This window comes from Oceanobacillus sp. MO10714A, from assembly GCF_037072045.1.
Classification (GTDB): domain Bacteria; phylum Bacillota; class Bacilli; order Bacillales; family Amphibacillaceae; genus Oceanobacillus; species Oceanobacillus indicireducens.
Genome location: NZ_JAXHDC010000015.1, coordinates 1 through 12,202, shown reverse-complemented (window position 1 = coordinate 12,202; position 12,202 = coordinate 1). Strand labels below are relative to the sequence as shown.

The following is a 12,202-nucleotide window of genomic DNA, read 5'->3' as shown; positions in this document are numbered from 1 at the left end:
TCAAGTTGAATTTTTCCACATGGTTATAGTGAATGAATATTATTGGCTACCAGTACCTTTTTCTTAAAAATTGTGTGTTGGTACTAAACAGCAACAAACTTCAATCAAAGCCCGCAAACTCCTAACCCATATAAACACTATCACATGTTCCAGCCTCTGGTTCATAAAAACAATGCAGTTTGAATTGACCAGTAAAAGGCTGACCGTACCATGTTGGTGGACACGGACCAAATGGATTAAAGTACCACAGAGCAAATTGCGCGGGATGATCCCTCCATGATTCCAAATTCCGTCTTGCTAATCTTTTTTCTTTTTCCCTCGCCCTTTGATAAAATACATTGCCTTTTTGAACCGCTTCAAAAGAGAAATTTCCCCCTTGTACTTGAAATATGACATCTTCAATCGTTCTCAAATCACTAAAATCTAAACAATCTGCTACAGCACGGTTAACAATTACGTTTCCGACATATAGCATTCCTTGAACACCTTCACCTTCAGCTTCTGCTCTCATCATCCTTGCCATTAAATCAACGTCCGCTTCCCGGTAAGCTACTCTCGCCATTTCTTCACCTCCAGGATATAGTATGAAGGAGTATGTATATTATGTTTCTTTTTTAGAAATAAAGTGTCCAGCATTAATTGAAGGGATTCTTAGGAAAGTGTTTTTTACCTTCTTAAGAATCCCTCTATATTTTCTTTTATTAAAGGAACAATATCATTTTTCATTAATAAAGTGATACTTCATTCAGTGGGGGATCCTTACAAGCTCTCTTTGTCCGGCATATCTGATGACTCCAAACATAGGAGCGAGCACCATTTCTTTATTGCTTTACAACTGCTTTAGCTGGGTATAGTTCTATCCCGTCTGTAACTTGTCCTTCTCTCCCTGATGCGATGCCAACAATTAGTAAAACAACAGATAGGAGAATAAGTAAGAAAAGGGGGATTGTCCATCCGCCAGTTATATCTTGCAACGCACCAACTAATACAGGGCCAACTGCCGCTAAAAGATAACCGAAAGACTGCGCCATCCCTGATAATTCTGCTGCTTCTTTTCCATCTTTTGTTCTTAGTGTAAAAAACATCATTGACAAACTAAAAGCACTTCCGCCAGCAATTCCGAGAAGAATGACCCATACTGGAACAAGTGCAGGGCTTCCTTGCAGTAACCCTGCAAAACCAATCATAAATAGTAAGGCTGTTGCCACACTTAAACCAACTTGATTCTTCATTTTCTCTGCAATAACAGGAATAATAAAAGTAAAAGGGATAAGAGCAAACTGCATAAGAAATACCATCCATCCAGCACTGTTTAAATTATAACCGTTTGAATGCAATATATCCGGCAACCATGTGATTAATGTATAGAAAGTTAACGATTGCCCACCCATAAATATTGTAATCTTCCATGCGAGCGGAGAACGCCATAGATTACTTTTTTCTTTCTTCTCTGTTTTCACATTCGTTTTCTGATTCCGCCGCTTGCTGAGCTGCGGTAGCCAAATTAACAAGGATACCATTGTCAAGGCTCCCCATACCCCAAGCGCACCTTGCCATCCAAAGTTACCGATTGAAGCAATGGGAACACTAAGACCGGAACCGAGTGCGCCGAAAATGTTCATAAATATAGCATATATACCAGTCATCAGACCTATTTTAAGCGGAAAATTCATCTTCACAATTCCCGGAATGAGCACATTCCCAATTGCAATAGCTAGCCCTATGAAAAGTGTACCAGTAAATAAAAAGCCGATTCCTGAAAGTGATCGAATTATAATACCAATTATGAGTACGACGAGCGATAACATAATTGTCCATTCCATACCGATACGGTTTGCTATTTTCGGAGCAAATGGAGATATAAGTGCAAATGCAAGTAAAGGTAATGTCGTAATAAACCCAGCGAGGGCATTACTTATAGCTAGGTCATCTCGTATAAAAGAGATAAGCGCTCCAACAGAAGTTAAAGGAACCCTTAAATTGGCGCCAACTAAAATCACGCCAATTAGTAACAACCAACTATTTTTTGTACTGTTGTTTAAGGTAGATGATATTCCATCATTATTCATTTAGTTAATCCTCCATCAATTTCATTATATTCTCTCTCAGTATTTTCATATAATCTTCCATATATGATGCTGCTTCCACCTTATCCTGGTTACGGATAGCCCTAAATAACTCAAGATGAAGTTCTTCTTCATACTTAAAAGGAGCGTCCATCGCCATTAAATCCTGAACAAAAGAATATACAATTTCCACCATCGGTTCGTATAAATCAATCAGTAACTGATTAGCTGAAGCCTGTACAATCGTCTGATGAAAGCGAATGTCTGAGGCAATAAATTGTTCATAGTCACCGTTTTCAGCTGCCTCGCGACTAGATTGAATACATGCTTCAAGCGTTGATAAATCGGTTGCGGTTCTATGTTCAGCAGCCAATTGTGCCGCTTGTTTTTCTAACGCCAAGCGTACATCAAGTGTTTCGAGTAAAGCAGATCTTTTTATGTAGCGTTTCAGCGTTGCACCAAGAGGATTGGCAGAGCGAACAATCGTCCCACTACCTTGTTTCGTTTCTAGTAACCCGGCATGAACGAGGGCACGGATTGCTTCCCTAAGTGTATTACGACTGACATCAAACAAATTCATCAGTTCCATCTCAGGTGGAATCTTTTCTCCAACTGGCCAATGTCCAGACTCAATTAATTGCTCTATTTGTGAAGCAACCTGTTCAACTAAATACATGCGGTTCGTTTTATGAATCATAGTATTCTCCTTTTAAAAGTTGTAGGATGATTGGCATATTGTATATGTTAACATGTGGGAGTGCCTTGTCAATAGAATCGATTCAGCTTCACCTGAGTCGTTTATGGAAAGTGAAGAAATGAATGGCAAAAATAATTCATCATCAATTGTTTCTGATATTTGAGCAATATGTTGATTTTGAAACATACTTTTTTCTTGAACTGGGAAGAGGAACAATGATAAGCAAAGACATGGAAAGGGTATTCGAATGAACTTAAAAGAAAAGCAGTTGAATTTTTATCTAAATGGTGAAGGTAATTGGAGAACAACTTGTAAGAGTTTTATATCTTATCCCTATCTGTTTTAGATAGGTGGATAAACCTATACTAGTGGAGAGAAGACAAAATCAAATAGTAAGGAAAAGGTATCCCCGTCCCAACTACTTTTTGAATTACTCGTCAAAGCTTGAAGTAAAAGGAAGCAATTAATTGATACTTATATCTTGCATCTTAATTGAGCAACATAGTTATGATGTGCTAATTTATTTTGAACCTCTCAAATTTAAAATTTTGCACTGGATATAGAAGCGTGCGAAATTTATATGCTTTATGTCTTAACCTAAATCTAAAGAATCGGAGAATGATATATGGGAAATATTGTTTTAATTAGTATCACAGTTATCATTGTCGTTGGTATTTCCTCACAATGGCTAGCTTGGAGGATTCAATGGCCATCCATTGTCATCATGTCAATTGCCGGTTTATTGCTGGGACCTGTATTTGGCCTGTTTAATCCACAAGAAGCTTTGGGAAGCCTGTACAGTCCATTGATCTCGCTCTCGGTCGCGATCATTTTATTTGAAGGCAGCTCGAGTCTTGATATTCGGGAAATCAAAGGCGTATCCAAATCCGTCTTTCGGATTGTCACAATAGGTGCATTCATCGCCTGGATTGGTGGAGCAATTGCTGCACATTTTATAGCCGGCTTGAGTCTTGAAATTTCATTCATAATCGGTGGTCTATTTATCGTAACAGGGCCAACTGTTATTCTTCCTTTGCTAAGAAACGCAAAGTTAAAACCGCGTACGGCAGCGGTACTAAAATGGGAAGGTATTATTGTAGATCCCTTTGGTCCGCTACTTGCACTATTTGCTTATGAAATCATCAAAGTATTAACGACTGATAGCCTGCACGCAAATTATATATTGAATTTCCTTTTGAGTGCAGTTATTGCTATTATTCTCGGTTATGTAATCGGAATGGTTGTTAGTTTTATGATTTACAAAGGATTATTCCCGGAATATTTAAAGTCCCCTATTATCATTTCCTTTGTACTGCTTTGCTTCACCTTGGCAGAAGTTGTGATGCATGAAACAGGTATGCTCGCAGTAACGGTAATGGGATTAACTATAGGTCGTACGAAACATTATATATCATCGATCGGGCAAGACGTGAGCCACTTTGTGGAAAATGTTTCTGTTTTATTAACGTCAACCATTTTTATTTTACTTACCGCTTCTTTAACACGTGAAACCATTGCCGAAATGTTTACATGGCCAATTATCGGGTTCGTTCTTGTGATGTTATTTGTCGTACGCCCTTTATCCATCTGGCTTTCCACTGCCGGCACAGAGCTTTCCAATGCTGAAAAAGTCCTGATTGGCTGGATAGCGCCACGAGGAATTGTCGCACTATCTGTTTCCGGATATTTTGCGACCATTCTCTTGAATGATGGTTATGAAGGTGCTGCAATGCTTACAGCCCTAACCTTTGCACTTGTATTTATTACGGTTTGCGCACATGGTTTTTCCCTCAGACCAATCGCTAAGGCTCTTGGGCTCGCTAACGACGCTGCACCCGGTATTCTTTTAGTTGGGGCCAATAGTTTTTCAATTGCACTCGCGGATTATTTACAGAAGATAAATATACCTGTGTTAATTAGTGATTCTTCGGCCACACTGCTTCAACCTGCCGTGAAAAAGAAAATTCCTGTTTACCACGGTCAAATTCTTGCAGAGCACAGCGAATACGAGGTAGACCTGACACCATATGAAACCATCCTTTGCTTAACTGGAGATGCTGCATTTAATGTGCTAGTCAGCCAAACCTATGCACCAAAATTCGGACATAATCACACCTTTACGCTTACCAGCGAGAGCTATAAGCAGCAGGATTCGAAAAAAATTCCTTTTGCAGGGAAGGCTAACCTTTTATTTCGTGAAGATGCTGTATTCACTGAACTAAATAAGAAAATCAATACGGGATATAAAATACAAGCATTGCCAATGAACCACCAAGATAAAATAGATTTAGATTTGCTTCCTGAGGACGCTATTCCGCTGTTAATCAGAAAGAAGAATACCATTCAGCTGATTACGCTTAGAAGCGAAATAATGCTTGATGAAGGAGATCAACTCGTCGTTTTACAAAAAGGTAAGTCAGAATAACAGAAAACCACCACTTATTCTTCTTTTATAGAACAAGTGGTGGTTTCCTAATTCATTGCCCTCTACTTTCTTTGCAGAGGTGATTATTTTATAATCCCGTCCGTTGTATAGTAAACCATCGCCTTTAAATTGAACAATCTTTAAACGGTTGTTATGTTTGATGAAAATACTTTTATATTCTGAATGCCCTTTTTCATCTTCAAATAAAATGATACGGTTTCCTTTGTTATCCGTTTCAACAACGCCTTGATAAGCATCTAAATCAATATACTCTGCTTTCGTATCAAACTCTGGAAACTCTTCCAAATCACCATTATTCATTACTGTATCATTTGTATATTCAGCATCAGAATCATCTTCAAGGTTTTCTTCAGGGTCAACGATAGATACATCTTGATCCTGTTGTTCAAGTTCATCCGTGTTGTTACTTGGACAACCTGCTACTAATATAATACCAAGAAGAATGGCAAGTCCTTTTTCAAAAAATCCTTCTTTCCTATTTGTTTAAAAGCGCACTTTAATACCTTACATTATTCAGGAAGAAATGACAGCAAAAGTGTTTGGTTGGTTTAAGATCTTGGAATCGTATCCACTGCTACAGTGAATTACTGGTTACACTAATTATACTAGGGTATAGCTTACTGATTCGGACTGCGAAAGTAGAATAATACCATAAGTTTTAACGGAATACCGAATGATTATCTTTAACAGACAAATGCATGGTTATTGGATGCTTTAATCGATTTGCGGATACCTGTTACACGGAAAAATCATTTACAGACGATACCAAAAGCTGGCAAAAGAATCTGCCAGCCTTTTAAAAACTTAAACTATTACTGTTTTTTACGAATAACATACAAAATAATCTCCACCGGGAACTACAACGGTGCGTATGACTATCATTACCCATAGTTTGGCTCAAGATAGTTTGCTAATTTCCCTTCATACAATAATTCTAAACGGTCACTTTTCCTAAAATCCTCTGGGGTGACCATCGTCGAAAGTTTATTCCAAAGGTGGATCCCAGAACGATCCAGAATATCTGCTACAAACTGCGAACAAAAGTAGGAATTACTGAATTCAATTGGTTCCTTTAGAGAAACCCCTATGACACCAAGAATATTATAATGAAACTTGTTATGATTTTTGATAAACACGTCCAATATCCGCTTCATTTTTTCCTTCTCACGTTCAGACACCTCTAATCGATATATGACACAAGTAGTTTCTGGATATCTGCTGTACGTGCCAGTATGAATGTCCTCTTTCACAAAACCGCCATTTAATGGGTTTTTTGGATTTCTGCGACCAAAACTGTACATCGCTTTTAACTCCTCGTCAAAAGCAAGCGATACATGATTATAGGGAGCTTTTGTATAAGCTTTTATCATCGTTGTAAATAAGGTTCCTGTATCAGATAACATGATGTAAACATATTGTTTTTCTTCCAAATCATTCACCTAAATTCTCAATCAAATAAGTTATTTTGACATCAACAACATAATGAACAAAATCTCACTTCACCTTTATATTATAACGTATTTGCAGTACAATGAATAAATGATATTTTACGAGATATTGAGGTGATATTACCGTGCAGAATACAGTCTGGCTGCTATTAATTGTTTTTTCCATTATTGCATTAGCAACAATTAGTTTTTTTATCGTGAAAAAGTTGCAGCCTGAAAAAGATTTCTCTGTTATTCAATACCGTGTTAACACATGGTGGGGAATGTTTGTTATCTTTTGTTTTGCTACATTATTCAACACAACTGTTTCATTGATTGCAGTTATGATTCTATCAGCAGTTACCTTGAAAGAATACTTCTCGATGATAAAAACGAGAAAATCTGACAGACGAATATTCTTATGGTCCTATCTAATGATTCCACTGCATTTTTATTGGATTTATATCGGTTGGTATGGCATGTTTATTGTATTCATCCCTATATATGTCTTCTTATTTTTGCCACTTCCGAGAATTATTGGCAAAGGTACGGTCGGTTTTCTGAAGTCTGTCAGCTTTACCCAATGGGGACTTATGTTAATGGTATTCGGTTTAAGTCATATTGCTTACTTTCCAATTGCAACTCCAGTATACGGCGGTAATTTAGTGTTGTATCTGATTACTTTGACACAGCTTAATGATGTCATCCAATACCTAGCTACTATGTATATCGGCAAACGAAAAATTGTTCCCACCGCAAATGCCTATATCTCATGGGAAGGGTTCATCGCAGGCTTAATCATAACTACTTGTATCTCTTATTTGATTTTTCCATACTTGACTCCGCTGACACCTATATTTGGTATTATTTCAGGTGTACTCATTAGTGTTGCAGGCTTTATTGGAAGTTTAACGTTTTCTGTATTAAAAAGAGATTTGCTGATAGATGATCAGGAGAAATGGGAGAAATTAAAAGGTCGTTATTTGAGCCGTATTGATAGTCTTACTTATACAGCTCCAATATTTTTCCATGTGATTCGGTATTTTTTCGATTTTATGTAGAATATAATGCGGCAAAAGGAAATAGAATCGAGGGGCAGCGCCAGATATGTATCTGCCCTTTTTCACTAAGTTGGCAATTTGCTTTATCTGTGCTTTAATCATTTAATATGGAAATGCTGTTTAACTGGATACAACTTGAATTAATCTTGTAAGCTCGGAAAAATCCATTTTCTCAAAAGGAGCGTTAAAGGCTTATTGCATGAACGAATTCCAATCTAGTTTATTCGAATGATTAAAGCACCTCTTATTGCACGAACAAACTAAAATCTTGCTCATTCGAGAGATAAAAACCACTTAATTGCACGAACGAACTCTAAGTTTTGCTTATTCGAGGGATTAAAACTATTTAAAGCCTGGTCGGTATTCTCCATTCCTTAATAAAATCATAAAGCGAATCCAAGTGAAAATGAACAATAATATGCCAAACGAAAATAACAAGATGCTAATCGTGATTAACGTACTTTCCTCGAACCAAAAACACGGTTTCATACCTAATATAAATAAAGGACTTAAGAGAAAAAATAAACCAAAGATGACTTGAGATACCAAAATGGAAATAAAATATTGCAATTTAAAATATAAGATCTTTATAGGGTAAGATTGTATTTGATGTTGACATTAAGTATAAAAGATATAGTAAAAATGCTAGAATAAATTCGGATATAAGCAAAGCCCCAGCAATTGTTTGTGGACTTTGTCACTCATTAAAAAAGAGCATGAACATTTGACGTTTCCGCTCTTTTTTTAGTTCTTTATAATCCTTTTTCGTAATTTGACCATACTGACAAAACAGTTACTTTTTTTGTTCTTCATCAACACTATAGACCAGTCTATGCTGAATATTCAAACGTCTGGAATAATAAGGCATACCGACTAATTTTTCATAAGGTGGTGGATTTTGAAAAGGATTTTCTTTAATCACTTCAATTAGTTCATCAAATTTTTCATGAAGATTTGCCCCTTTTAGTTTGGGTAAATCTTTTTTCTTGCATTTGTTGGATTGAAACTTAACATGACAATCCCCCCTTTCTTTTATAATTGATTCACTCCAAATTATAACGTACGCTATTGTGTACGTTAAGTTATGATTACCCATTTTTATATGGCTGTATTTTTTATGTCCCCAGTAACTGGCAATTATTATAATCTACTCAATTCATCCATCATTGCCCGGCGATTGCTGTAGATAGAACGCCACTCGTTCACGATACACGATACTTTCTGCTTTCCTTCAGGATACTTTTGCATTCTCCTTAAAATGTCAACAATCTCTTGATATCTTTTCCGGTTGGAAGTATGACTTGCCATACCTTGCACAACTGATTCATATTTTTTCAAAAGTTCTTGGGGATATAACTTTTTTAAACTTTTTTCATATGCTTGTAATGTATAGAGATTTGGAGATTCTAATACTATTTTCAGTAAGCGGTCATATAACTCTTCTGATTCATACAAGTCTGCAACACCTGAATATGGAGAAATCTTTTCAAAAATAACTTCCCTTTGTTTCTCCCACTCTTCTTCCGAATAAAGCACCTTTAACTCATTGAAAATATCCATATTGCCCCTTTGATATTCCAGCATTAAAGACCATAACTCTCTTTCATAACCCTGATTGTTTCCCGTCTGCTTATAGATATTTTTTAACTCCAAACTATAATTTCTTACGAGTCCGGGTGAATCTCTATCGACTTTTTTCCCCTCTTCAAGCAGGTAAATTGCTTTATCGTACGCTTTTCTATTCATATGACGTTCAATGAGGTATTTCCTAACTGGACTAAATTCTTGATGCCTTTCACAATATGCATCAATTGCGGAGTCTGCTGCATTTTGTTCTTCCATAATAGCTATATGTCTGATCGCCCATTTTCCAGCAGCATATCCTATTGACCAGGAATCTTCTTCTTGTTTAAATTTACGCACCTGTTCATCAGTAAATGCAAGCTTCTCTGCAAGAAATGCTTCTTCATTAAAATTTTCAAAGAGCGTCTCCTCTAGATATTCTTCCATATAATCAATAACAGATCCGTTTAAATGCTCCATAAACCATTGGAACATCTTTTTCTTTAACAGCTCACCACTATGAGACAATATGTTTAAATCATGAGTTTCTTTTGATTGCAGATAATGTAAGAGTTATAGTCTTGAATACAAATTCCCCAATAACTTTGACATTTAATTACCTTAACAAGTTTTCAGAAACAGGATAAAGCTTGCCTTAACAACGTTTACAAATAATTAAGTAAAAGTATTGAACGATATATACCTAAAAAAAATCAGTTACATGAAATCCAGAATAGCCAAAAATATTGCATGAGTCTTTTATGTAAAGTTATTTCTTTTGTGTCAATCTCATATATTCGTTAATCAACTTATCCAATTCTTGGCTAATCTGAATGGTTAACGGATTATTCATACCCTTTTCTTCACTGATCCTAATCAATTTTATTTTTAATGCTTCAATTTTTTTACTCAATTCCGTTTTTGATCCCAAAGCTTTTTTAACTCCTGTTCCTGATCTAGAATAAACACACAAACTATAGACTATTATTGTGCATCACTTATTGCAACAAAAATGTACCTAAAAGATTTTGTGATTACATCCATCCGATTGACCCATGTGTGCCATCTTTTTGGTCCACTGCGGACATGGATTTAACCCAATCAAGACATCGCTGTCACAACTTCCTATATAATAAATTTGCAACATGTGTGCAAATTTATTATATAGAGGCTTTTTTGTAATTAATTATCGTGAAATTTTAAGGCTTCATGCGCAAGAGATCACACAAAGTGGGATAGCATTAGGCATTAGGGAGTGGTCAAAGTGGACAAAAAATCTATTGTTATGTCTTCAGGGGAAAAATAATTACTCCATAAAAAGGGATTTAATTAAAGTTATATCTATATGTGTTGTGGGCTCACTTCTTGTAATGGCAATTCCTTTTTTCTTTAGGATTTTTAGTTGAGAATTGTTTAATAATCGGAGGCGATTGTAGAAAAAAGGGCATTTGTATTAAGCCAGCTGTATAAGTGATGCCCTTTTATTGCCTTACCTTTTCATCTCTTTTCCACATTATCACATTATTTTCCGGTTACTTTATTTTTTTAACAGAAAAAAAGTAAAAAATACCACCAACCATCCAAAACGGTTCCCAAAAAAGCAGTCTCCACAATACTGCATATATTCTAAATCAAAATCCAATATATGAAACAGACTTAATGTTATAGTGGTGAAATTAAGGAAGCCATAAAAGAACAGGGTAATCCCCACTATTTTAGTCACATAAAAAAGGATGCTGCTTATTATTGGTTTCTTCCATTGAAGAAGTAGCAATGATAATAATAGCAAGCCAAATAACTTCATTATACCCGTGAGCCATAAAATGATGACAATTCATCCCTTATTTTTAAATAGAGTCTTGAAAAATTGTACCGATTTTCATAGAAAAAAGTTTGGATACATTGAATTAGGAATACTATTTTCACACGATTAAGATACAGAACGTTTTCCATCCATTTTATTTGTATAGTAGGTAGTAAATCCAATAATAAGCGGAACAAAAACAAGGATCGGGATGACCCATACAATCAAACTTACGGATTCAACCTGAAGGAGTCTCGGCGCGCCAAATACAGTAAATGCAGTAACGGTAGCAATACAGCATGTTAACATACCTATAATATGTTCTACTATCCAATGCGATCTTCTAGTCGGAGCTGACAACCAGTATTGTAGTTGAGCTCCTCCCAAAAACACACCTACAATAGGGAAAAACTTTAATAATGGAAAATCAATTTTCCAGCCATATATGCTAATCGCAATACCAGAGACAAGTAATAGCGCCGGCAGCAATAGATCAATCACTTTTCTATGTCCGATTCTGCGTGTTTTATATCGAAGGACTCGTAAGCCATACCACACTGCCCCACCACTTAAAATAGCAATGAAAATAAGAAACCAAGAAAATGGAACATCCTCTGCATTAAATGATGAATCCCATGCAAGACGATAAATTCCCATATATAATGCTGAAACGGCTACAATGCTCATGGCAACCACATATATCCAGCCACTGCGTCGATGAATCTTACTACCTTTTCTCGTAACGATTGGAATCCAAAACACGAATAATGCCAAGAATCCCCCGATAATATGAGACCACCGAGCAGCTATAAAAATTAATTCCACAAGTCTCTCCCCCTTGCACCGTAGTTTTTTCAAATCTAAACGGTTTCAATTTGTGATAAGAACTTTCCCCCATTTTGTAGATGTTCTTCATTTTCTTTAATGAAATCTTATTCAGAACGAAGAGGCAGTATCATTTAAAAAAATTCATGCTCCCCATTGCTCTCCAGAATTGCTTTATTTGTTTTAGTGTATCATAATCTATGCCAGAAATATGTTAGGTTTATAATAATTTTTCCAATAGAAAGATAAAATCACGAAATCGTTCACTTTCTACTTACTCCGATTGGTCTCTCACCAACTTGCTGGGCGCGCA

Annotated in this window: 11 protein-coding genes; 2 read left to right on the top strand and 9 right to left on the bottom strand. The window is 36.1% G+C overall.

The window, feature by feature from the left end; genetic code table 11:
* Positions 1–121: 121 nt before the first annotated feature.
* The 3 genes from SPD53_RS09900 to SPD53_RS09890 all read right to left on the bottom strand — a co-directional run bounded on the left by SPD53_RS09900 (position 122) and on the right by SPD53_RS09890 (position 2,763).
* On the bottom strand, positions 122–562 hold the full coding sequence (locus SPD53_RS09900; RefSeq protein WP_188858436.1) for a cell wall hydrolase: 441 nt from the start codon (positions 560–562) through the stop codon (positions 122–124).
* 259 nt (positions 563–821) lie between these two features.
* On the bottom strand, positions 822–2,069 hold the full coding sequence (locus SPD53_RS09895; protein ID WP_336252451.1) for a CynX/NimT family MFS transporter: 1,248 nt from the start codon (positions 2,067–2,069) through the stop codon (positions 822–824).
* 4 nt (positions 2,070–2,073) lie between these two features.
* Positions 2,074–2,763: a FadR/GntR family transcriptional regulator gene (locus SPD53_RS09890; protein ID WP_188858440.1), complete on the bottom strand. Its 690-nt coding sequence runs from the start codon at positions 2,761–2,763 to the stop codon at positions 2,074–2,076.
* Positions 2,764–3,388: 625 nt separating this feature from the next.
* On the opposite strand from SPD53_RS09890, the gene SPD53_RS09885 reads away from it, so the two are divergent.
* Positions 3,389–5,188 carry a cation:proton antiporter gene (locus tag SPD53_RS09885; protein ID WP_336252450.1) on the top strand — a complete coding sequence of 600 codons (1,800 nt, stop codon included), beginning with the start codon at positions 3,389–3,391 and terminating at the stop codon, positions 5,186–5,188.
* On the opposite strand, the gene SPD53_RS09880 is transcribed toward SPD53_RS09885, so the two are convergent.
* Both SPD53_RS09880 and SPD53_RS09875 read right to left on the bottom strand, forming a co-directional pair.
* Positions 5,180–5,509 carry a hypothetical protein gene (locus SPD53_RS09880; protein ID WP_336252449.1) on the bottom strand — a complete coding sequence of 110 codons (330 nt, stop codon included), beginning with the start codon at positions 5,507–5,509 and terminating at the stop codon, positions 5,180–5,182. The two genes, SPD53_RS09885 and SPD53_RS09880, sit on opposite strands and share 9 nt — an antisense overlap.
* A gap of 581 nt (positions 5,510–6,090) precedes the next feature.
* Positions 6,091–6,612 carry a hypothetical protein gene (locus SPD53_RS09875; protein WP_442946243.1) on the bottom strand — a complete coding sequence of 174 codons (522 nt, stop codon included), beginning with the start codon at positions 6,610–6,612 and terminating at the stop codon, positions 6,091–6,093.
* 188 nt (positions 6,613–6,800) lie between these two features.
* Here SPD53_RS09875 and SPD53_RS09870 point away from each other — a divergent pair, with 188 nt between their 5' ends.
* Complete coding sequence (locus SPD53_RS09870) at positions 6,801–7,697, top strand: phosphatidate cytidylyltransferase (RefSeq protein ID WP_442946244.1); 897 nt, start codon at positions 6,801–6,803, stop codon at positions 7,695–7,697.
* 793 nt (positions 7,698–8,490) lie between these two features.
* Here the strand turns inward: SPD53_RS09870 and SPD53_RS09865 are convergent.
* The 4 genes from SPD53_RS09865 to SPD53_RS09850 form a co-directional block, all read right to left on the bottom strand.
* Entirely contained in the window at positions 8,491–8,793 is a 303-nt protein-coding gene (locus SPD53_RS09865) for a Txe/YoeB family addiction module toxin (RefSeq protein ID WP_336252446.1), read from the bottom strand.
* A gap of 44 nt (positions 8,794–8,837) precedes the next feature.
* A complete protein-coding gene (locus tag SPD53_RS09860; protein ID WP_336252445.1) occupies positions 8,838–9,788 on the bottom strand; it encodes a hypothetical protein in 951 nt (316 codons plus the stop codon).
* Between the two features lie 241 nt (positions 9,789–10,029).
* Complete coding sequence (locus SPD53_RS09855) at positions 10,030–10,173, bottom strand: aspartyl-phosphate phosphatase Spo0E family protein (RefSeq protein WP_336252444.1); 144 nt, start codon at positions 10,171–10,173, stop codon at positions 10,030–10,032.
* A gap of 1,017 nt (positions 10,174–11,190) precedes the next feature.
* Entirely contained in the window at positions 11,191–11,889 is a 699-nt protein-coding gene (locus SPD53_RS09850; RefSeq protein WP_336252443.1) for a DUF2306 domain-containing protein, read from the bottom strand.
* Positions 11,890–12,202 lie beyond the last annotated feature (313 nt).